This is a genomic window from Streptomyces sp. NPDC048291 (genome assembly GCF_043201715.1).
In the GTDB taxonomy this organism is placed as follows: Bacteria; Actinomycetota; Actinomycetes; order Streptomycetales; family Streptomycetaceae; genus Streptomyces.
Map to the genome: position 1 here is coordinate 160,812 of NZ_JBICZC010000017.1, position 21,385 is coordinate 182,196.

Consider the following 21,385-nt stretch of genomic DNA (forward strand, 5'->3'; position numbering starts at 1 on the left):
ACCCCATGGCGCTCATCGCAATCGCCGCCGACAAGGGTTCCCCCGGCGTCACCACCACGGCCGTCGCGCTGGCCGCGGTCTGGCCGCGTCGGGTCCTGCTCGCCGAGGCCGACCCGGCCGGTGGCGACCTGGTCTACCGCAGTGCCGCCGCGCACGGCGGACCGCTGAACCCGAACACCGGCATGCTGTCCATCGCCGCCACCGCGCGACGAGGCCTCGTACCGGACCAACTCTGGGACCACGTGCAGCCGTTGAGCGGCGGGCTCGAAGTGCTCGTCGGGCTCGGGATAGCCGAGCACGCGGCCGGGCTCGCCGGGCTGTGGCCCACGCTCGGGCACGCCTTCGCCTCGCTCGCCGACTCCCCGAACGCCCCGGCCGACGTCATCGCCGACTGCGGACGGATCAGCGGCGACACCCCGGCCGTGGAGATGTTCCCGCACGCGGCGCTCGTCCTGCTGGTCTCGCGGACCGAGCCCGAGGCGCTCGCCCGGGTCCGGGACCGGGCCGCCGCCCTCGCGCAGAAGCTGCACGGCGGCCCGCGCGGTGCCGCAGCCCTCGCCACCCCGCTGATCGGGGTGATCCTGGTCGCCGACCCGTCCGGCGCAGGCAAGCTGGTCAACCAGGTCAACGACATGCTCGTGCACGCCCAGACCGGCGCCCGCGTCGTGGGCACCATCGCCGACGACCCGGCCGGCGCCGACCAGTTGGCCGGCCGCAAGCGCGGGCGCCTCGACAAGTCCCTGCTGATCCGCTCGGCCCGCAAGGTCACCGCCGACCTCCACCAGCAGTACGGCGCCGCCTGGACCGTACCGGCCTCCGTACCGCCGCAGGCGCCCCACGCGGGGGCCGGCCGATGACGGCTGTCGACCACCAGCTGGTCAAGCGGTTCCGGCAGGACGCCGGCGACCGGATCGCCGAGCAGCGCCGGCAGGACCAGACGTCCGGCGTGACGCCGATGTCCACCGAGGACGAACGGCAGTACGCCCGCGCGGTCATAGCCCAGATCCTGGAGGAGTACGCCCGCGCGGAGATCAACGCCGGGCGCACCCCGCTGGACGCGGAGACCGAGGAGCAGTACGCGGCCGCCGTGCACGCGGCGCTGTTCGGCGTGGGGCGGCTGCAGCCGCTGCTCGACGACCCGGACGTCGAGAACATCGACATCAACGGGTGCGACCAGGTCTTCGTCGGGTTCAGCGACGGACGGGAGGCCGTCGGGGATCCCGTCGCGGAGACCGACGAGGAGCTCGTCGAGCTGATCCAGGTGCTCGGTGCCTACTCCGGTCTGTCGTCGCGGCCCTTCGACTCCGCCAACCCGCAGCTCGACCTCCGGCTGCCCGACGGCTCCCGGCTCTCCGCCGTCATGGACGTCACCCGGCGGCCCGCGCTCTCCATCCGCCGCGCCCGCATGGGCAAGGTCTTCATCTCCGACCTGGTGGGGAACGGGACGCTCACGCCCGAGGTGGCGCACTTCATGGCCTGCGCCGTCCGCGCCCGCAAGAACATCATGATCGCGGGGGCCACGAACGCCGGGAAGACGACCCTGCTGCGGGCGCTCGCCAACGAGATCCCGCCGCACGAGCGGCTCATCACCGTGGAACGGGCCCTGGAGCTCGGGCTCGACACCTTCCACGACCTGCACCCGAACGTCGTCGCGTTCGAGGAGCGGCTGCCCAACTCCGAGGGCCAGGGCACCATCAGCATGGCGGAGCTGGTCCGGCGGTCCCTGCGCATGAACCCCTCCCGGGTCATCGTCGGCGAGGTCCTCGGCGACGAGATCGTCACCATGCTCAACGCGATGTCGCAGGGCAACGACGGTTCCCTGTCGACGATCCACGCCAACAGCTCCAGCGAGGTCTTCAACCGCATCTCGACCTACGCGCTCCAGGCCTCCGAGCGGCTGCCCATCGAGGCCAGCCAGATGCTGATCGCGGGCGCGGTGAACTTCGTCGTCTTCATCCAGCGGCGCAACAACTACCAGACCGGCGGCCGTCTCCAGCGCATGGTCACCTCGGTCCGCGAGGTCAACGGCGTGGACGGCAGGGTGCTGTCCAGCGAGGTGTTCGCGGAGGCCCACGACGGCCGGGTCGTCCCGCACGCGCCCATAGCCTGCCTGGAGGACCTGATGGCCTACGGCTACCAGCCGCACGGGGCGTGGGGGTGACATGACATGAACCTCAACCCCTTCGCCTCCCTGGGCTCCATGGGCGGGCTCTTCTCCACCTCGGTCCTCTACGCCCTCGGCTGCGGTGTCGCCGTCGGCGGCGGACTCGCGCTGCTGGTCCTGGCGGTCCGCGGCCTGCCCGCCAAGCCCGAGCACGAGAAGCAGAAGGCGAACGAACGGGCCGCCGAGCTCATCCGGTTCGCCGGCCAACGCGGCTCCCTCGCCGCCATCATCGGCCTGGTCGTGCTGCTGCTGACCCGCTGGGCGGTGGCCGGCATCGCCGCCGGCGTCCTCGTCTTCTTCTGGGACAAGCTGTTCGGCGGTGCCGCCGAGGAGCGGGCCGCGATGAAGCGGGTGGAGGCCCTCGCCTCCTGGACCGAGTCGCTGCGCGACACCATCGCCGGCGCGGTCGGCCTGGAACAGGCCATCCCGGCCTCCGCCCGGGCCGCGGCACCGATCCTGCGACCGCACCTCGACGCCCTCGTCGACCGGCTGCGCGCCCGCACCCCGCTGCCCGACGCGCTCCAGCACCTCGCCGACGAGATCGACGACGCCTCCGCCGACATCATCGTCGCCGCCCTCATCCTCAACGCACGCCTCCGCGGCCCCGGTCTGCGCCAGGTCCTTGGCGCGCTGGCCAAGTCGTCGCGAGAGGAAGTGGACATGCGCCAGCGGGTGATGGCCCAGCGGGCGTCCACCCGGCGCTCGGTGCAGATCGTCGTCGCCGTGTCGGTCGCGTTCGTCCTCGGCCTCGCCGTCTTCAACCGCGACTTCGTCTCGCCGTACGGCACCGCCGTCGGCCAGCTGGTCCTCGCCCTGGTCTGCGGGCTGTTCGCGCTCGGCTTCTGGTGGCTGCGCAAGCTGTCCACCATCGAGACCCCGGAGCGGTTCCTGGTCCGCGACCAGTCCTCCGTGCAGTTCGTACGGCCGCCCCGCACTGCTCCCGGCCAGCCAGGTCAGCCCGGTCAGCAGACGCTGCCCACCGAGGACGGAGTACGCCGGTGAACCTCACGATGCCGATCATCGTCGGCGTGACCCTGGGACTCGGCGTCTACGTCCTCATCCGCGCCCTGCTGCCGTCCAGGCGCAGCGCGGTCGCCCAGGTCGCCCGGATCGACGCGATGCGGGCCCGCGGCGCGGCCTACGAGTCGGCGCGGCAGACACAGGACACCGGCCGGCTCGGCACGCTGCGCGCCGAGGTCGGCGAGCGCGTCGCCGAGTTCTACCGGCAGCAGGGCTGGGAACAGCGCTCGCTCCGGGCCGACCTCGCCGTCCTCGACCGCAGCTGGGAGAGGTTCCTGGCGACCAAGGTGCTGCTCGCCGCGACCGGCCTGATCTTCGGTCCTTTCCTGTTCGCCGTCGTCTACACGATGGGCTTCGGCCACAACCCGGTCATCCCGGTCTGGCTGGCCCTGGCCTGCGCGGCCCTGTTCTTCTTCCTGCCCGACCTGGAGGTACGACGGGACGCGGCCGAGAAGCGCCGGGATCTGCGGCGCGTGATCGGGGCGTACCTCGACCTGGTGTCGATGAGCCTCGCCGGCGGTCGCGGCCTGCCCGAGGCCCTGATGGCGGCGGCCGAGGTCTCCGACGGCTGGGCCAACCAGCGCATCCGCAACGCCCTCTCCGACGCCCGCATCACCGGCGTCAGCCAGTGGCAGGCGCTGGGCGCGCTCGGCGAGGAACTCGGCGTGGAGGAGCTCAAGGACCTCTCCGCCTCCCTCGCCCTGGTCGCGGACGACGGCGCCAAGGTCCGCGAGTCCCTCGCCTCCCGCGCCGAGACCATGCGCCACCGCGAACTCGCCGAGATCGAGGGCAGCGCGGGCGAGAAGTCCCAGTCGATGCTCGTCGCCCAGCTGCTGCTGTGCGCCGGCTTCCTGGTTTTCCTGATCTTCCCGGCGGCGATGCGGGTGTTCCAGGTGTGAGCTGACCCGAGCTGAATCGAGAACCTTCGCCAACTGCTGTTTCGAGAGGACAAGTCATCATGAACACACGGAACTTCAGCACCGGGATCCCGGCCATGGACTTCCTGGTCACCTTCCTCCAGGGCCGGGTGCAGCGCGCCCGCTCCGGCGAACTCGACCGCGGTGCCTCCGCCGTCGAGTGGGTCATCATCTCCGCGGTCGTGGTGGCGATCGTCGGCGTGGTGGCCGCGATCATCAACGCCGCGCTCAGCGACGGCGCCAACAAGGTCGGCAACTGCATCAAGGGCGCCAACGCGAGCGGGACCTGCTGAGCCGGCGAGCACGACCACGACGGGGGTGACAGGGGTGACGGGGGTGACGGGGATGTCCGCGGGCGCGAGCAGGGGCCTGCGCGGCTGGATACGCCGCCGGGCAGCGGCCGCGCGCGGCGACTCGGGCATGACCGCCATCGAGTTCGTGTTCCTCACCCCCGTCCTGTTCTTCATGATCTTCGCGACGGTGCAGTTCGCGCTGTACTTCTTCGCCGACCACGTGGCCCAGGCGGCGGCCCAGGCCGGCGCCCGCAAGGCCCGCGCCACCGCCGACGCGGAGCCCGGCGCCTGGCGCGGCGAGGCCAAGGACGTGGTCGACTCCTACATCAGCCAGCTCGGGCCGCAGCTGGTCCTCTCGCCCGACGTGCAGATGCTCCAGCCGGAGCAGACCACGGTCGGCGTCGAGATCACGGCCCGCATCCCGACGGTGTTCCCGGGCCTGGACCTGACGGTGCACGCACGGTCCGCGGGACCGGTGGAGCGGTTCGTGGAGGACAGGAACTAGATGTCCGCCACGGAGAGAAGAGCCCTGGACGACGACCGGGGGCTGTCGACCGTCGAGGTCGTCATCCTCGCCCCGGTCATGATCATGTTCATCCTGGTCCTGGTCGCCTTCGGCCAACTCGTCGACGGACGAGGCGCGATCGACGGCGCCGCACGGGACGCGGCCCGCGCCGGGTCCATCCAGAAGGACCACGCCACGGCCATGTCGGAGGCCCAGAAGGCCGCCGACGCCGACCTGTCCGACGTCTGCTCGGGGCCGGTCTCCGTCGTCCAGACCAGCGCGGGGTTCGAGTCCGGCGGCATCTTCACGGTCGAGGTGAGCTGCCGGGTGCGGGGTCTTGCCATGCTGGGCCTGGACATCCCGACGACCCTGACCTCGACGTTCTCCTCGCCCCTCGACCCGTTCCGGAGGGCGGCATGAGCCTTGCGGTGCTGCGCAGTTGGTGGACCGCGCGCCGGCTCCGCCTCGACGACCGGGGCTCGGGGGCGGGCGCGGTCATCATCTTCGCCCTGGTCTTCCTCACCCTGTCCGCGTTCGTCATCGACGGCGGCCTGTCCATCTCCAAGCGCGAACGGGCCGCCGACATCGCGGAACAGGCGGCCCGTTACGCGGCCCAGGACATCGACCTGGAGAAGCTGTACGAGAACCAGGGCGAGGCGCCGATCAACTTCCAGGACTGCGACGCCCGGGTGAAGACCTTCGCCCGCGAGATGGACATGTCCACCGCGGATGTCGCGGGCACGCACTGCACTGCCGCCGACGCGCAACAGGTCCAGGTCGAGGTCCAGTTGACGTACGAACCGGTCTTCACGGGGATGTTCTACGGCGGCGCGATCGTGGTGCACGGCGAGGCTACGGCGGAGAACGAGGTCGGTTAGCCGCCTAGGCGCTCCGCTGGGAGGGCCGCTGTGTGTCGGTGTTCGTCTGTGGCTCCGTTGTGGCTGGTCGCGCAGTTCCCCGCGCCCCTTCAGGGCGCCCCTTGTGCCGGGGTGGGCAGTCGTCGTCGGGCGGGGTGACCGGGCCTGGGGCGGGGTCCGTGACGGGTGGGGGGTCCGACGGGGGTGTGGGATCCGCCGGGGGCGTGGGATCGGCGGGTGGGGTCGGTGCGGTGGGCGGGGCCGGGGCCGTTGGTGCGGTGGGTGGTGTCGGCTCCGTCGGGGCCGGGGCCGGGGCCGGGGCCGGGGGAGGGCTGCTCCTGTCGCCGTTCCCGGGGGTGTTGCCGCCGGGTTCGGCCGTCGAGCCGTTGTCGTCGCTGCCCGACGGCGACGGCGACGGCGACGCGGTCGTGGGTTCGGGGGAGGAGGCGACGGCCGTGGGGCCGCCCTTGGGTGCGGTCTGCGGCCGTACCGTCTCTGTCGCCGCCGGCCGCGTGGTGGGGGCGTCCGTCGGGGTGGCCGGCTGTCCGGCCACCGGCGCCTGCGCCACGGGGGCGTCGGCGACCGGGGTCCGGGCGGGGACGGAGGCGGACTGGGCGGGGCCGAGTATCAGCACCAGCGCCACCGCACCGGCCGCCATCGCGCCCGCCGCCGCGACCACCACCGGCGCCTTCGTGCCGGCGACACCGGTGGCCTGCCGTACGCCGTGCAGCAGCCCGCTCCCCGCTCCGCCGCCGCCCGCGTGGCCGGCCGCCGAGGCTCCGGCGGTGGTCAGGGTCAGCAGGAATTTGCCGGCCGTACCGCCCACCGCGAACACCAGCAGGGCCGGGCCGACCAGGGCCGGGAGGCGGTCGTTGGCACTCATCAGGGCGGCGAGCCGGGTCCGGCAGTCCGCACAGGTGTCCACGTGGGCGAGCAGCCGGTCGGACTGGCGTTCCGTCGCGCCACCACGCACGTACGCGGGCATCCGGCTCCAGTGGACCTGGCAGGCCGGGTCGTCCGGGGCCCCGGTCTGGGTGCGCAGGAAGGCCTGCCGCATCCCCTCCCGGGCGCGGTGCAGCAGGACGGCGGTGGCGCCCTCCTTGGTGCCCAACTGCGGCCCGATCTGGGCGAGTGGCTGGCCCTCCGCCTCGGCCAGCCAGAGGGCCTTGACCCAGCGTTCGGGCAACTGGGCCAGGACGCGGACGAGCAGGTCGACGGAGGAGACCTGCTCGGCGGGGTCCTCGCCGTGCCGGCCGGACTCGGCCTGCTCGTCCTCGTGCGGGTCGCGGGGCGTCTCCCGCGCGGCACCGTTCGCGGCGTACGCGAGGTGCCGGACGGTCGTCGTCAGGTACGCCGACACGTTGTCGATCTCGTGGCCCTCGGCCAGCCGCCGCCAGACCCGGAAGTGCGCCTCGGCGACGAGGTCTTCGGCGACCCAGGCGTTGCGGGTGAGGGAGCGGGCGTACGCGACGAGCCGCGGCTGCTGTTCCTCGTAGATCCGGGCGTAGGCGGTGGTGCTGATCACTGCAGAGGAACCGTCGTGCATGGCGGAACGCTCCAGTTGCCGGGCTCAGGGCGGGAGAAGGTTTGTCAGCGTAGATGACGAAACTTTCAAGCAAAGTTTCAAGCGCATCAAGAAGTGACGCATGTCACTCAACTTCCTTGTGTTTCCCGCGTAATCAACCCGAGATCCGGCGCTCTCACTTGTACGACGGTTCACCACGCACCCCCGGAGACGCCCCGTGCCCATCACGCTCGAGCAGCCCACCGGCGCCCGCCTGCTCACCGCCGACGAGCAGGAGGTGGCGGTTCCCGCGACGCTCCGCTACACCTCGGCCGACCCGCAGGCCGTGCACTTCGTCTTCCCGCCGTGGATCTCCCTGGACGGCGAGGAGGTCACCTGGACCTTCGCGCGGGCCCTGCTGGAGGAGGGCCTGGCGGGTCCGGCCGTACTCGGCAACGTGCACGTACGCCCGTACGGCGACTCCCGCACGGTCGTCGAACTCCGCGCGGAGGAGGGCGTGGCGGCGATCAGCTTCCCGACCTCCGCCCTCACCCGCTTCCTGCTGTCCTCGCTGCGGGTCGGCGGCTGACGGGCCGTGCGGGCGGTGCCGGCCGCGCGGGTTGTGCGGGGTGTGTGGAGGAGGCGTGTACGGGGCGGTCGGCGGTAACTCCGGCCAATGGGGAACGGGTTGGCGAAAGCGGAGAATTCGGGCGGCGGTTGGCCGTTCCACCCCTTCGACGCTGTCGGTGCCAGTCAATAGGATCGTCAAGGGGACCTCGGCTGGCTCGATGTGCCCCCGGCCGACTCCTTCCACACACGACCCCGGGACACCCGCCATGGCGCGACGCAGCACATCAAGCTCGACGGGAAGGCCGGCGGGCAGCGGTCCGTCGGGTCCGCGGAACCGGACCCCGCAGCCGGTGCGGTTGCGTCGGCGTACCTTCGGGGACGTCGTCAAGGCGTTCCTCGCCTTCGTGCTGCTGCTCGTCCTCGTCGTGGGCATCCCCGGCGCCCTCGCCCTGACGGTCGGCTGGCCCCTGCCGCGCACCGCGCCCAGCATGGACTGGCTGTCGCAGCCGATCGGCGTCGACGTGTTCCTGAACACCCTGACCGTCATCGTGTGGCTGGCCTGGGCCCAGTTCACGGCCTGCGTGCTGGTGGAGGTCAAGGCCGCCCTCTCCGGGGTCGGCCTGCCCGGCCGGGTCCCCGGCGCCGGACCCAGCCAGCTGCTCGCCCGTCAACTGGTGGCCGCGCTGCTGCTGGTCGGCGCCACCGCCGCCAGCTTCACCCCCGGCCTCTCCCAGCTCGGCCACAGCCTGGAGGGCAACCAGAAGGGCACGGTGGCCACCGCCCAGGCGACCCCCGGCATCCTCGCCCAGCAGCAGGAGCAGGCGAAGAGCACCGCCGCCGCCCTCGCCGAGCAGGCCGGCCATGCCGCGGCCCAGGCCGAACAGGGCGGCTCCACCGCCACGCACGGGGCCACGAAGTACTACCGGATCCAGCCGCCCGAGGGCCGCCACCACGACTCCCTGTGGGAGATAGCGCAGCGCCACCTCGGCGACGGCCGCCGGTACAAGGAGATCTACGAGCTCAACAAGGACCGCGTCCAGCCCGACGGCTCCCGGCTCTCCGAGGCCAGCCTCATCCGCCCCGGCTGGATCATGGAGATGCCCGGCGACGCGCACGGCGGCGAACTCGTCGCGAACCCCGACGCGCACGTCTCGCCCGAGGTCCGGCAGCAGATCGGCGACTACGCGCAGACCGGCGACCACGCCCAGCACCAGCAGCAGCACCAGGAGCAGGGCGGCGGCCAGCAGGCGGGCGGGGACGGGGCCACCGCCCAGATCACCGTGCCCAGCCAGCGCCCCGCCGGTGACGCCGCCACCCCTGCGACACACGCGCAGGAGTCCGGGAACAGCTCCTTCGGCCACTCCTTCGGTCTCTCCGAGGCCCTCCTCGGCGCCCCGCTGCTCGCCGCCGGCCTGCTCGCCGCCCTCGGCCGCCGGCGCCGGCAGGCCCTGTGGCAGTCGGCGCTCGGCGCCGTCGGCGGCCGTCGCGGCATGGAGCCGCCGATCCCGGACGGCGACGCCCAGGACGTGCAGGACGCGCTGCTGGTCGGCGCCGACCCGGAGGGCGTACGGCTGCTCGACCGGTCGCTCCGCGGGCTCGCCGCCGCCCTCACCGCCGAGTCCCGTTCCCTGCCCGTCGTCTACGCGGCCTGGCTCAGCCACGGCGACCTGCACCTTCAGCTCGCCCAGCCGGCCGGCAAGCCCCCGGCGCCCTGGCAGCTCGGCCAGGACCAGACGTTCTGGACGCTGTCCCGCGCGGACGCCGAGCGCTACGAGGACACCGACGCGGCGGCCCCGTACCCGGGTCTGGTCAGCCTCGGCACCATGGACGACTCGCGGCTGCTGCTCAACCTGGAGGCCGTGCCCGGCATCGTCTCGCTGAGCGGCCGGGAGGCCGACCGGGCCGCCGTGTTCGCCTCCGTCGCCGCCGAACTCGCCACCAACGGCTGGTCGGACCGGATGACCATCACCCTCGTCGGCTTCGGCGCGGACCTCACCCCGCTCGCCCCCAACCGGCTGCGCCATCTCGACGACGTGGACGCGCTGTTCGAGACGATGGAGGCGGAGACCCGGCAGCGGCGGGGCGCGCTCGGCGCCGCCGACCACCACTCGGTCCTCACCGGCCGGACCGGGCCCGCCCAGCACACCCGCTGGGCGCCGAACCTCGTCCTGCTCGCCACCCAGCCGTCCGCCGAGGACGCCGTGCGCCTCGCCGAACTCGCCGCCGACGCCGCGAGGCTGGGCATCGGCTACCTGGTCGGCAGCGAGCGGGACGACCTGCCCGGCGCCGCCTGGGCGATGGAGATCACCCCGGACGGCAGGCTCCTCGCCCCGCTGCTCGGCCTCGAACTCCAGGCCCAGCTGCTGCCCGCGGTCCAGCAGCGCGCGGTCGTCGAACTCTTCGTGGAGGCCGACCCCGAGCGCGACCCCGACGGACCCACCAACGCCCCGCCGTTCCTCGTCGACATCAGCGAGCAGGGCCGTCCCGCGGTGTACGCGCGGCTCGTCGGGCCGTACGAGATCATCGGCCTGGACACCCCCGACGGCGAGCGCAGCCCCCTCCTGCACGAGGCGCTCGCGCTGCTCCTCCTGCACCGCGAGGGCGTGCACCCGCGCGTGCTGTCGTCCGCGCTGTGGCCGCGGGGCGTGCCGGACGACGTCCGCGACGCCCTCCTGGAGCGGCTGCGCGGCTGGCTCGGCACCGACCCCGACGGCAGCCCCCGGCTCCGCGCGGGCGCGGCCGGCCGCCTCACGCTCGCCAAGTCCGTCGTCTCCGACCTGGACGTGCTGCGCTCCCTCTACTACGAGGCCACCCAGGGCAAGGGCGTCGAGAGCCGTGCGGTCCGCGGCCGGCTGCTCACCGACGCGCTCGTCCTGGTGCGCGGCCCGCTGCTCGCCGACCGCGCGGAGGGCCGCTACCGCTGGCTCACCCACGAGATCATCGACGCCCAGCTGCCGCTGCTCGTCGCCGACATCGGTCTCGCGCTGTCCGCGTTCCACCTGGAGAAGGACCGTGCGGAGAAGGCGATCGAGGCGCTCGGCGCGGCGCTCAGGACCGCCCCGGCGGACGAGCGCCTCTGGAACGAGCTGCTGCGCGCCACGCACGCCACCGGCGACCCGGACCGGCTGCGCGCCCTCGCCGCCGACCTGATCGCCCGCAGCGGTGCGCGCGGCCTGCCCCCGCGCACCGAGGCCCTCCTCGACGAACTCCTCCCGACCTGGCGCGACGGCGCCGCCGCGACCGGATGACGACCGCCCTGGACCTCGCCCTCCCGGCCGCCGCCGCCCTCTGGGGCGCGACCACCGGCACCCTGCTGCCCCGCGCCGCGTACCGCTTCTCGGCACCGCCGGGAGAGAAGTGGCACACCCGCTGCCCCACCGGCCACCCCATCAGAGGCTGGCTGGGCCCCACCCCCTGCACCACCTGCACGACCACCACCGGGCCTGCCGGCGACCAACCCGCGGTCCACGACGGACGGCCCCCCGCCGACGAACCCGCGGCCGCCGACGGCGAGAACGCCCCACAGGGGCCACCCGCACCCGACGACGAGACGGTCACGGGTGGTGCTGGTGGGAACACCAAGGCCGCAACCACCCATGCACCCGCACCCGCACCCGCCTCCTTCGCCCTCGCCACCGCCCTCGCCTGCGCAGCCCTCGCCCTGGCCACCGGCACCCGCCCGGAGCTGATCGTCTGGCTCCTCCTGGCCCCCGTCGCCGTACTCCTCGCGGTCGTCGACTTCCGCGTCCAGCGCCTCCCCGACCCCCTCACGCTCCCCCTCGCCACCGCCGCCCTCGCCCTCCTCGGCGTGGCCGCCCTGCTCCCCGAGCACGCCGGCGACTGGCTCGGCTCCCTCTACGCGGCCCTGGCCCTCGGCGCCGCCTACTTCGTCCTCTTCCTCGTCAACCCGGGCGGCATGGGCTTCGGCGACGTCAAGCTGGCCCTCGGCACGGGCGCCGTCCTCGGCTGGTACGGCTGGCCCACCGTGCTGCTCGGCACCTTCGCCGGGTTCCTGTTCGGCGCCCTGTACGGCGGCGCGCTCGTCGTCGTACGGCGGGCGGGGCGCAAGACGGCCATCGCGTTCGGGCCGTTCCTGATCGCGGGGGCGTTCGCCGGACTGCTGGTGGGGGCGTACACGGCGTAGCACCCCGAGCGCCCGCGTAGAACTCCAGGCGCCCGTAAGGGGGTTCGACCACTCGCCCGGTGCGGTGATTGTGCGTTTCCTGTGCGTCTGGCGATGCTGGGGCAGGCCCGCGCCCATCATGAACCGCGGGTCGGCCGTGATCGGCGCGAGCGGGGGAGAGCCGCAGTGAGCGCAAGGAAGATCGAGCAGGTCGTATCCCGGTACCACCCCGTCTTCGACGTACCGAACCTGAAACTGGGGTACGGCCTGGACGACAACCGCTACCTGGTCACCGGCGGCACCCCCGACGGGCGGCTGCTGCGGCTGGGCCCGGACGGTTCCCGCCGCTTCGTCCGGGTCGGCGCCGCCGCACTGGCCGTCACGGCCAACGCGGCCGGGGTGATCGCCGTCGCGGAGCACCACTTCCAGCACCGGATCGTCTTCTACGACGCCGACTTCACCCGACTCGGCCACTGCGACGACTTCGCCGCCGACGACACCCTCGGCTACACCTCGCCCTCCGGCCTCGAAGCCGCCGCGTCCGGTGCCTTCTACGCCCTCGACCAGCACCGGCGACGCGTGCTCAGGCTGAACCCCGACGCCACCGTGAGCCAGGAGATCCCCCTCACCGGACTGCCGAGAGAAGCCGTCTCGAACAAGACGGCGGTCGGCCTGCGCGTGGCGGAGGGCGCCGACCGCATCTACACCGCGTGGTCGAAGGAGGGGAACGGCGCGTCCGGCGTCCTCTGCGCCACCGATCTCCGCGGGCAGTTCCTCTGGTCCGACGAGGTCAGGGTCTCGGGCGGGCTCTTCGGCGGCTTCGACGCGAACGAGGACGGCGAACTCCATGTGATCGTCCAGGGCCGGGGCAGGCAGGAGCTGCGGGTCTACCAGCGCGGGAGCCTCGGGCAGAAGGCGTACGCACCGGGCACCATCGCGCTGCCGGACGACGGCCACCAGGTGCAGCACCTGCGGCTCCGCGACCAGAAGTACCACGTCAAACGGGACGACCCGCTCTGCCTGGTCGAGGTGTACGACGCCGTGCACGGGACCGCGCTCGGCCCGGTGCTCGCCGACGTCGAGCGGTTGAGCGTGCAGTACGAGGCCGACGTGTGGACCGCCGGCCGGCCCGTGCCGCTGACCGTCACCCACACCCCGGGAAGCTGGACCGGCCGGCCGCGCTTCCGGGTCTGGCTGCGCCCGCTCGGCCTGCCGGAGTTCACCGAACTCCCGCTGTCCGGCGGCACGGTGACCCCGCCCGCCGACGCCCGCGGGCTGTACCAGGTGCGGGTGTCGCCGGACGTCGGCGGACGCGTCAGCGAGTACGTCCTCGACGGCGTCGTCGAGATCTACCCGGAGGGCGGCCGGCAGGGCTCGCTGGCCCTGATGAGCTGCCGTGTCGACAAGGACCGCGACGGCGTCGACAAGCCGCCGGTCGGCCTCAACCGCCTCCACTACGGCCGCGGCGAGGCCGTCACCGTCGTGATCGCCGCCCGGGCCGCCTCGGGGGTGCCGCTGCCGACTGCCGTACGGGTCGTGCTGACCCGGGCGGGGTCCGAGGTCCGGGAGTGGGACGCCGTTCACCTGGACGCCACGGGCGCCGGCCGGCTGGACATCGGCCCCGAGACCACCGCGGCCCTGGAGCCCGGACGGTACGTCGTCGACGCGGACGCGCCGGCCGGTTTCACCGTCGCCCCGCAGTACCTGGAGATCGGGCCGGGACTGGCCACCAGGCCGGACTTCCACCTCACCCTGTACTCCGACATCTACGCCCCCAACCACGCCTGCTTCCCCGTCGACCCCCGCGAGGCCGTCAAGGACCCGGCCACCGCCCGGCTGCCGCTCTTCGCGGACGTGCCGGACCTGGTCGGGGCCCACCTGGCCAGGATGCGGGCGCTCGGTCTCAACCTCGCCGTCGACCGGCTCGGCGTGAACTGGGGCCGCACCTTCTCCGCCGACTACGAGGCCGACGGGGAGATCGTCGGCAGGCTGAGGAGGTCACCGGCCGCCGTCCACTGGCAGAAGGCCGTCTTCGAGGACGCGGGCCGCCGGACCATCGCGGGCTACGGCGCGTACGGCATCGAGGAACAGGCGGTACTCCTCTTCAACGACGCCATCCTGCCGCTGAACTGGCCGAAGAACTACGAGTCCCGTGACATGCCGAAACTGGTGAACGACCTCACGACGACCACCGACCGGCTCGCCGCCTACGCCGCCTTCCGCGGCTGGACCTGGGGCGCCAACTGGTGGAACGGCCCGGTGGGCGTGGCCGCCGCGGAGAGCGACGCGGAGCGGACGGAGTACGACGCCCGCCTGCGGGCCATCGCCGACGGCGATCCCACCTGGGCGCCCGTGCTCGACACCGTGACCGACCGCTCGATCACGCTGAAGCCGACCGCGGCGGAGGCGTTCCGCAAGGCACTCGACGACGCGGCCCCTGACCTGACCCCCGCCCTGACCACCGCCCTCACCCCGCCCTACCGGCAGCCCCAGACCGTGCCCCCGGTGCTGTTCGCCCAGGCCGACGAGGTCGACCTGCACTACCAGGGCGAGCAGATCCAGGTGATGCTGGCCACCGCCCACATGGTCGACTTCTACCGGCGGCCGGGCAAACCGGTCTGGGGCCACCCGGAGCTGACCAACGACGACGGCACCGGCGGAATGATCCTGCCGACGCTGTTCCAGCAGGTGCTGCGCGGCCCGAACGGCACCGGCCTGGTCCCCGACGAGGGCGTCCGCCAGGTCGAACCGGTCGCCGCCTACGCCGAACGCACCGGCGGCAGCGGCTGGCGGCGCGGCGAGCCGCGCTCCGGAGGAGCCGGCAAGACCTCGGTCCAGCGCGCCGCGTTCGACCTGATCGCCCGCCTCGCCCCCACCGTCGCGGGCGCCCGCTCCGCCGACCGGATCGCGATCGTCGTCTCCACCCGGATGCTGCGACTGGAGACCAACGAAGGCGGCTGGCTCGCCAGCCTCTACTTCGCCCGCCTCTACGACGCCTACAACGCCTGCCTCTACGCCCACCGCCCCGCGTCCTTCGTCTTCACCGAGGACGTCACCGCCGACGTACTCCGCGGCTACCAGGCCGTACTCCTCGTGGGCCAGAAGGTCGACCTCGATCCGCAACTCGACGAGGCGCTGCGGGCGGTACGGGCCAACGTGTACGCCGACGACACCTGCCACCCCAGGTACCCGACCGCCTTCCGCCCGCTCGGCTTCGGGTTCGACCAGGTCGACCTCGTGCGGGAACCGGCCTGGCAGGGCGACGACACCTCCTACTACCGCCTGCGCCGAGCCTTCCTCGCGCAGGGCGCCGCCGTCGCCGGGGCGCTGGCCGCCGTCCCGCCGGTCGCCGAGTGCGACAACCCCGAGGTGCTGCTCAGCGAACGGACGGCCGGGGACATCACGTACATCTGGGCCGTCAACAACACCATGCCCGACTGGGAGCCGGAGACCGCCTGGCGGGTGGGGCTGCTCTGCGCCCAACGGCTGCCCGTGCAGGCCAGGTTGAAGGTGCGGCTGCCCCTGCTGCACCAGGTCGTCGACGTGCTCACCGGCACACCGGTCTCGCTGCTCGACGGCGTCTTCACCGCGGACCTGCGGACCGTACCGGCCAGGCTCTACGCGATCGTCCCGCTGCTGCACGAACCGCTGCCGACCGCCTCCGCGGACGGGTTCGGCCCGCACGTCCGGGACATCGCGGTCGCCGCGGACGGCCGCACCGCCGCCCTCAACGTCTTCGGCTGGGACCACAACCTGTACGGCCTCGACCTCGCCACCGGCCGCACCCGCTGGCGGCAGCGGGTCGGCCACCACTTCGCCTACGCCCCCACCGCCCGCCCCGACGGCTTCGCCGTCCAGGGCTTCGACGTCGGCTCCGCCGAGGGCTACCACCTCTACCAGCTCGACCCCGCCGGACGGGCACAGCGCCGGTACGCCCTGTTCGGCCTGCCGAAGAAGGCCACCGACTGGTCGAAGAGCGAGTGGGGCTACGACTACGGGCTGAACAACTTCGCGGTGGCGCCCGGCGGTTCGTGGACCGCCTCCTGCGGCGACCTGGGCCTCGCGGTGTGGGACGAGGAGGGGCTCCAGAAGTGGACGCACCCCTGGTGGGAGGAGAACCGCCGCACCCCGCTGCGCCTCCTCGCCCTCGACGACGACACCCTGATCACCTTCGCCGACGACACCGTCACCGGCCTCTCCGCGGCGGACGGCCGCACCCTGTGGACCTTCGCCACCACCGAGAGCGGGAGCCTCGGCGGGGCCTTCGGGGCCGCGGCCGTCAGCGGTGACCGGCGTACGGCCGTGATCGCGTCCGAGGCCGACGGCGGCCGGGTCTTCGTGATCCGTGACGGCACCCTGGCCAACACCCTGCCCACCGCGGCGAGCGAGGTCTCCCTCTCGGCCGACGGCGCCTTCCTCGCCGTCACCACCGGCAACCAGCTCCGCGCCTTCGACACGGGGGGCGGGCTGCTGTGGACGTACACCGGGGACGACTTCCTGCGCCGGCCGCGCGTCTCGCCCGACTCCGACCGGATCGCCGTGGGCAGCGAGCTGGGCACCCTGTCCGTACTCGAACGCGACGGGACCCTGCTCACCGCGACCGACCTGCGCGCCCTCCCGGTGCCGGCCTGGCTGCCCGACGGCGACCTGCTGGTGGCCACCTGGATGGGCACGGTGATCCGCTACGACGCCGATCTGGAGGAGCGCTGGCGGACCCGGCTGGTCCCCGCGGAGACGGACATCCGGCCGAAGCTGCGGGCCCCCGACCCGGTGCCGGTGGTGCGGGCGGAGTGGGGCAACGCGCGGTCCGAGGCCTGCCCGCTGACCCCCAACCTCCTGGTGCGGACGCACGCCTATCTCGGCATGAGGACGGTCGATCCGGACCGTGGCATGACCCAGGACCCGAACGAGCTCTTCGGCCTCCTCACCGACGGCAGCGCCGATCCGCCCGCCGCACCGTGGCTGAACCGGACGCTCCTGAACGGCATGGGAGCCACCGGCTCGGACCACCGCTTCCGCTTCACGGTGGACACCTTCCGCTACCAGCTGGAGCTGACCGGCGTCACGATCGCCGAGGACCCCGCGCACCCCGAGTCCTGGCTGCGGGACGTCCTGCTCCAGTGGTGGGACGCCCGGGCCGGCGCCTGGCGGGACGGTCCGATGCTCCTCTCCGACCAGGCCCTGCACAGCCACGCCATCGAGCCGCCGCTGCACTCCGGACGCTTCCGGTTCGTCACCACCGGCGGCTCCACCTGGCCGGCCGGCAACCTCCGGCTCGGCGAACTGGTCTTCCACGGCAGGGTCCTCGGCCCCTCCCACCGGGACGTGGTGGAGGACAACGGCCTCGCCGTCCTCTTCGACGACCGCGTGGACGACATGGAGGACCTGCTGCTCGACGGCCCGCACGTCGTCGGCATCCAGGAGGGCGGCGCGTACACCGGCAACAGGTGCCTGCGGGTGCCCGTGGCGCTGCCCGGCGCCCAGTACCCCATCCGGCACGGCTCCTTCTTCCTGGACACGATGCACGACTGGGACTTCGAGATCACCGAGCACCCGAGCGCCCCGGGCCAGTACCGGTACCTCCAGTTCGCCTGGAAGGCGCTCGGCGCCGGGACCACCGGGATCGGCCTGCGGCTGGGGCCCGGCGGCAGCCTGGAGGCGGACGGCGACGACCAGTACTTCGGTGTCAACGCCGGTATCTCGAAGTGGGGGTCCCCCGACACCGTGCTGACCCAGATCACGGTCCCGGCCGACGAGTTCCCGGCCGACGGCTGGCGGACCGTCCGCCTGGACCTGTGGGCGGCGAGCACCGGCAGGCTGAAGAAGATCACCCAGCTCGGCGTGCGCACGGACGGCGGCGGCGCCCTCTTCGACCAGATCGTGCTCGGCAGGACCGAGGCCGACCTGCCGGAGCGGCTGGCGTAGGCTGGCGGAGTCCGTCCACGAACCCTGCCGAAGGGAAAGCCCTGGTGACCGAGAAGGCCGACCTCCAGTCTGTCCTCGACCGTGCCGCGGCGGGCGGACGCATCACGCCCGAGGAGGCGCTCGACCTCTACCGCGACGCCCCGCTGCACGCGCTGGGCGCCGCCGCCGACGCCGTGCGCCGCCGCCGGTACGCGGGCACCGAGCACATCGCGACGTACATCATTGAGCGGAACATCAACTACACGAACGTGTGCGTCACGGCGTGCAAGTTCTGCGCCTTCTACGCGGCCCCCAAGGACACCGCCAAGGGCTGGACCCGCGACCTCGACGACATCCTGCGCCGCTGCGCGGAGACGGTCGAGCTGGGCGGCACCCAGATCATGTTCCAGGGCGGCCACCACCCGGACTACGGCGTCGAGTACTACGAGAAGCACTTCAAGGCGATCAAGGACGCGTTCCCGCAGCTGGTCATCCACTCCCTCGGCGCGTCCGAGGTCGAGCACATGGCCCGGATCTCCGGCGTCTCCGTCGAGGAGGCCATCACCCGCATCCACGAGGCCGGCCTGGACTCCTTCGCGGGCGCCGGCGCGGAGCTGCTCCCCGCACGCCCCCGCAAGGCCATCGCGCCCCTCAAGGAGTCCGGCGAGCGCTGGCTGGAGATCATGGAGACCGCCCACAAGCTGGGCGTCGAGTCCACCTCGACCATGCTCATGGGCACCGGCGAGACCAACGCCGAGCGCATCGAGCACCTGCGCATGATCCGGGACGTCCAGGACCGCACGGGCGGCTTCCGGGCCTTCATCCCGTACACCTACCAGCCCGAGAACAACCACCTGAAGGGCCGCACGCAGGCCACGCTCTTCGAGTACCTGCGGATGATCGCCATCGCCCGCCTCTTCATGGACAACATCGCCCACATCCAGGGCTCCTGGCTGACCACCGGCAAGGAGGTCGGCCAGCTCTCGCTCCACTACGGCGCGGACGACCTCGGCTCGATCATGCTGGAGGAGAACGTCGTCTCCTCCGCCGGTGCCAAGCACCGCTCCAACCGCCTGGAGATCATCGACCTGATCCGCAAGGCGGGCCGCGTCCCGGCGCAGCGCGCCACGACGTACGAGCACCTCGTGGTCCACGACGACCCGGCGAACGACCCGGTCGACGAGCGGGTGATGTCCCACATCTCCTCGACCGCGATCGAGGGCGGGACGGCCCACCCCGAGCTGAAGCTGCTCAGCGCCAACTGACCCGGTCGTGCTGACGATTCACGCGGCGGACGAGGTTCGCCGCGACTGGGACGGTGCCGCCGTCGCGGACGGCGCCGTCGTGGTCGAGGGCGACCGGATCACCGCGGTGGGGACCCGGGCGGACCTGCTGGAGCGCTTCCCGGGCGCCCGGGTGCGGAACTGGCCCGGGGTACTCGGCCCGGCGCGCGTCCACGAACACGCCCTCCCGGCCGCCCCGACCCCGCGGGAACGCGTACACGCGGTGCTGAAGTCCGGCGCGACCGCCGTCCTCGACCGGCACACCGACTCCCCGGAACTCCGAGCCGCCGCGGCCCGCAACGACGTCCTGGTACTGCCCCACGCCCCTCGCCCCCGCCTCACCGAAACCACCAGGGCCGACCTGGCGGTATTCGACGAAACGGGGGAGTGCATCGCCACGGTGTGCGCGGGCCGCCTGGTTCACAGGCGAAGGTGATGTCTCAACGCCCCTCAGGAACGCGCCCCTTCAGGGGCGCGGGGAACCGCGCGACCAGCCCCCACCCACCCGCAGCCGACACTCAACCGGCAAACGCCTCCCCGAACGCACCCGAACTCTGACTCACCCCACTGCAATCGGTCGCGGCGTCATCCTGCGAAGCAGTCCCGCTCTCACACTGCACATCCCGGAACGTCGACCACATCGACACCCACGCGACCCCCTGCTCCTCCGCGAACGCCCGCACATCCTTCGCGTCGGACAGCGTGAACGTCTCCCCGTCGACATCGTTCACCCCGATCATCGAGGTCAGCGCCATCCCGCCCCACGCCCCCGCGTCCGACAGCCCGAACACCGTCTTCAGCTGCTTCTGCGTGGCCTTCGCCGAGGTGACCGCGTAGTCGCCCATGTCCCCGTCGTACGACTCGCCGTAGTTCATGGTCATGATGTCGACCGTCGAGACCTGCACGTCGTACTTGTTCGCGGACTCCAGCAGCGCGAGGCCGTCCGAGTCGAGCCCCGACGGCATCACGGGGAGGGTGAACGAGACCTCCAGGTCCGGCCGTTCCTTCTGGAGCAGCGCTATCGCCTCCGACCGCAGCGCGACCGAGTCGGAGTCGGTCAGCGTGTCGCCCTCGATGTCGAAGTCGGCCTGCGTGGAGCCCGCGGCGTCCAGCGCGGCGCCGTACGCGGCGGCGAGTTTCGTCGCGCTGGAGCACGTCGTCGCCAGCTCCTTGCCGGAGGCCCCGCCGAAGGACACCCGGACCGTCGCACCGTCCTTCTTCAGCTTGGAGATCCGCGACTTCACGGTCGAAGTGCCGATGGCCTCCGTCCCGTTCCAGGCCGGCGTGCACGTGCTGCCGCTGGCGATCACGAAGGCCAGGTTGTACGTCGAGGGCGATCCGGCGGCGTCCGTGTCGGCGGCCTCCGTCGCGCTGACGTAGGGCGCGAACGACGTGCCGGACCCCTCCGAGCCGTCGGTCGCGCTCGCGGACGCCGACGGCTTCGACGGTGCGGGCGCCGCGTCCGACGTGCCGTCGGAGCCCGAGGAGCACCCCGTGACTGCCATGGCAAACAGGCAGGTAAGCCCAGCAGCCGGCCTGAGGAAACTCCGCATTAAGATGCACCCGCTCTCGTGATTTGTGTCTCAGGCTCGAAACAAAGCCTGATTCAAAAGGAAAACGTCTCACACGGTCACGGTGTTCAACGGTTCGGTCGATACATAGAAACTTCATGGAACGAAGGGTGCAAAGAGGGTGAAAGGTGCAGCTCGAAAGGGGTTTTCCGGTGGTTTCCCACCCTGGTCCGCCGCCGCAGGTGTTCACAGAATCTCTCAGTGAAAAGACAGGATAAGGCGTTTCTCATGGGCGCTTCACAAGAACTCCGAAGGCGGTCACATAAAGACTCCCTAATATCTGTGGAATGCAATCCGAGCCTGCCATCGAAAGCCGCGCCGCGGGGCGTGGTCGCCGCCGCAAACAAGGCAACGGGTCTGCCGAGGGGCCCGTCTTCGTCGACTCCTCCGGGCGCCGCTCCAAGGTGCTGCGGCGTGTCGGCCTCCTCCTCGGCGTCGTCTGCCTCGCCTACACCGGAGTGCTCGGCGCCGCCTTCATGGGCTGGGGAACCTCGCTCACCCCGGACTCCCTGATCCCCGACTTCGCGCGCGCCGGCAACGCCCCCGGCGGCGAGCGCCCGCAGGGCGGCATCGGCCGCCAGGCCGGCCTGCCGAGCGGTCGCCCCTCGGCACCGCCCTCGGCGACCGCCACCCCGTCCGCCTCCGCATCCGCCACCGCCGACTGACCGGGAACG

General features: G+C 72.5%; 17 protein-coding genes. 15 read left to right on the plus strand and 2 right to left on the minus strand.

The window, feature by feature from the left end; all coding sequences use genetic code 11:
- The first annotated feature begins 5 nt into the window (after nt 1–5).
- Genes ACGF5O_RS40095 through ACGF5O_RS40130 form a run of 8 tightly spaced genes read left to right on the plus strand, consistent with a single transcriptional unit; the run spans nt 6 to nt 5,777 of the window.
- A complete protein-coding gene (locus ACGF5O_RS40095) occupies nt 6–857 on the plus strand; it encodes a hypothetical protein (protein WP_393814870.1) in 852 nt (283 codons plus the stop codon).
- A complete protein-coding gene (locus ACGF5O_RS40100) occupies nt 854–2,161 on the plus strand; it encodes a CpaF family protein (RefSeq protein ID WP_393814871.1) in 1,308 nt (435 codons plus the stop codon). Before ACGF5O_RS40095 ends, ACGF5O_RS40100 begins: the two co-directional genes overlap by 4 nt.
- A 39-nt stretch (nt 2,162–2,200) precedes the next feature.
- Complete coding sequence (locus ACGF5O_RS40105) at nt 2,201–3,166, plus strand: type II secretion system F family protein (protein WP_393814986.1); 966 nt, start codon at nt 2,201–2,203, stop codon at nt 3,164–3,166.
- Nucleotides 3,163–4,083 carry a type II secretion system F family protein gene (locus ACGF5O_RS40110; protein ID WP_393814872.1) on the plus strand — a complete coding sequence of 307 codons (921 nt, stop codon included), beginning with the start codon at nt 3,163–3,165 and terminating at the stop codon, nt 4,081–4,083. Before ACGF5O_RS40105 ends, ACGF5O_RS40110 begins: the two co-directional genes overlap by 4 nt.
- A 59-nt stretch (nt 4,084–4,142) precedes the next feature.
- Nucleotides 4,143–4,394, plus strand: coding sequence for a hypothetical protein (locus tag ACGF5O_RS40115; protein ID WP_362590812.1), 252 nt, complete (start codon nt 4,143–4,145; stop codon nt 4,392–4,394).
- Between the two features lie 52 nt (nt 4,395–4,446).
- Nucleotides 4,447–4,899, plus strand: coding sequence for a TadE family protein (locus ACGF5O_RS40120; protein WP_393814987.1), 453 nt, complete (start codon nt 4,447–4,449; stop codon nt 4,897–4,899).
- The gene (locus ACGF5O_RS40125) at nt 4,900–5,319 is read left to right on the plus strand and encodes a TadE/TadG family type IV pilus assembly protein (protein ID WP_393814873.1); all 420 of its coding nucleotides are present in this window, start codon (nt 4,900–4,902) and stop codon (nt 5,317–5,319) included.
- A complete protein-coding gene (locus tag ACGF5O_RS40130) occupies nt 5,316–5,777 on the plus strand; it encodes a TadE/TadG family type IV pilus assembly protein (RefSeq protein ID WP_393814874.1) in 462 nt (153 codons plus the stop codon). The genes ACGF5O_RS40125 and ACGF5O_RS40130 overlap by 4 nt, the downstream gene beginning before the upstream one ends.
- A gap of 4 nt (nt 5,778–5,781) precedes the next feature.
- Here ACGF5O_RS40130 and ACGF5O_RS40135 read toward each other — a convergent pair whose 3' ends face one another.
- Complete coding sequence (locus ACGF5O_RS40135; RefSeq protein ID WP_393814875.1) at nt 5,782–7,302, minus strand: sigma-70 family RNA polymerase sigma factor; 1,521 nt, start codon at nt 7,300–7,302, stop codon at nt 5,782–5,784.
- Nucleotides 7,303–7,498: 196 nt separating this feature from the next.
- Between ACGF5O_RS40135 and ACGF5O_RS40140 the strand changes: the two genes are divergently transcribed.
- The 6 genes from ACGF5O_RS40140 (at nt 7,499) to ACGF5O_RS40165 (ending at nt 19,576) form a co-directional block, all read left to right on the plus strand.
- Nucleotides 7,499–7,849 (plus strand): SsgA family sporulation/cell division regulator, encoded by a 351-nt coding sequence (locus ACGF5O_RS40140; RefSeq protein WP_351487492.1) that lies wholly within the window; start codon nt 7,499–7,501, stop codon nt 7,847–7,849.
- Between the two features lie 247 nt (nt 7,850–8,096).
- Entirely contained in the window at nt 8,097–11,078 is a 2,982-nt protein-coding gene (locus tag ACGF5O_RS40145; RefSeq protein WP_393814876.1) for a BTAD domain-containing putative transcriptional regulator, read from the plus strand.
- Nucleotides 11,075–11,974, plus strand: a complete 900-nt coding sequence (locus ACGF5O_RS40150) for a prepilin peptidase (RefSeq protein ID WP_393814877.1) — start codon at nt 11,075–11,077, stop codon at nt 11,972–11,974. Before ACGF5O_RS40145 ends, ACGF5O_RS40150 begins: the two co-directional genes overlap by 4 nt.
- 165 nt (nt 11,975–12,139) lie before the next feature.
- Nucleotides 12,140–17,878: a WD40 repeat domain-containing protein gene (locus ACGF5O_RS40155; protein ID WP_393814878.1), complete on the plus strand. Its 5,739-nt coding sequence runs from the start codon at nt 12,140–12,142 to the stop codon at nt 17,876–17,878.
- 44 nt (nt 17,879–17,922) lie between these two features.
- Entirely contained in the window at nt 17,923–19,122 is a 1,200-nt protein-coding gene (gene mqnC / locus ACGF5O_RS40160) for a cyclic dehypoxanthinyl futalosine synthase (RefSeq protein ID WP_362648165.1), read from the plus strand.
- A gap of 7 nt (nt 19,123–19,129) precedes the next feature.
- Nucleotides 19,130–19,576 (plus strand): hypothetical protein, encoded by a 447-nt coding sequence (locus ACGF5O_RS40165; RefSeq protein WP_393814879.1) that lies wholly within the window; start codon nt 19,130–19,132, stop codon nt 19,574–19,576.
- 82 nt (nt 19,577–19,658) lie between these two features.
- Here the strand turns inward: ACGF5O_RS40165 and ACGF5O_RS40170 are convergent, their stop codons facing one another.
- The gene (locus tag ACGF5O_RS40170) at nt 19,659–20,693 is read right to left on the minus strand and encodes a chitinase (RefSeq protein ID WP_393814880.1); all 1,035 of its coding nucleotides are present in this window, start codon (nt 20,691–20,693) and stop codon (nt 19,659–19,661) included.
- Between the two features lie 305 nt (nt 20,694–20,998).
- On the opposite strand from ACGF5O_RS40170, the gene ACGF5O_RS40175 reads away from it, so the two are divergent.
- Nucleotides 20,999–21,376: a hypothetical protein gene (locus ACGF5O_RS40175; RefSeq protein WP_351708859.1), complete on the plus strand. Its 378-nt coding sequence runs from the start codon at nt 20,999–21,001 to the stop codon at nt 21,374–21,376.
- The last annotated feature ends 9 nt before the right edge of the window (nt 21,377–21,385 follow it).

Bases quoted from the DNA above. Each gene is read 5' to 3' on its own strand.
- ACGF5O_RS40095 (WP_393814870.1), top strand. From the start codon at position 6: ATGGCGCTCATCGCAATCGCCGCCGACAAGGGTTCCCCCGGCGTCACC.
- ACGF5O_RS40100 (WP_393814871.1), top strand. From the start codon at position 854: ATGACGGCTGTCGACCACCAGCTGGTCAAGCGGTTCCGGCAGGACGCC.
- ACGF5O_RS40105 (WP_393814986.1), top strand. From the start codon at position 2,201: ATGGGCGGGCTCTTCTCCACCTCGGTCCTCTACGCCCTCGGCTGCGGT.
- ACGF5O_RS40115 (WP_362590812.1), top strand. From the start codon at position 4,143: ATGAACACACGGAACTTCAGCACCGGGATCCCGGCCATGGACTTCCTG.
- ACGF5O_RS40120 (WP_393814987.1), top strand. From the start codon at position 4,447: ATGTCCGCGGGCGCGAGCAGGGGCCTGCGCGGCTGGATACGCCGCCGG.
- ACGF5O_RS40125 (WP_393814873.1), top strand. From the start codon at position 4,900: ATGTCCGCCACGGAGAGAAGAGCCCTGGACGACGACCGGGGGCTGTCG.
- ACGF5O_RS40130 (WP_393814874.1), top strand. From the start codon at position 5,316: ATGAGCCTTGCGGTGCTGCGCAGTTGGTGGACCGCGCGCCGGCTCCGC.
- ACGF5O_RS40135 (WP_393814875.1), bottom strand. From the start codon at position 7,302: ATGCACGACGGTTCCTCTGCAGTGATCAGCACCACCGCCTACGCCCGG.
- ACGF5O_RS40145 (WP_393814876.1), top strand. From the start codon at position 8,097: ATGGCGCGACGCAGCACATCAAGCTCGACGGGAAGGCCGGCGGGCAGC.
- ACGF5O_RS40150 (WP_393814877.1), top strand. From the start codon at position 11,075: ATGACGACCGCCCTGGACCTCGCCCTCCCGGCCGCCGCCGCCCTCTGG.
- ACGF5O_RS40170 (WP_393814880.1), bottom strand. From the start codon at position 20,693: ATGCGGAGTTTCCTCAGGCCGGCTGCTGGGCTTACCTGCCTGTTTGCC.
- ACGF5O_RS40175 (WP_351708859.1), top strand. From the start codon at position 20,999: ATGCAATCCGAGCCTGCCATCGAAAGCCGCGCCGCGGGGCGTGGTCGC.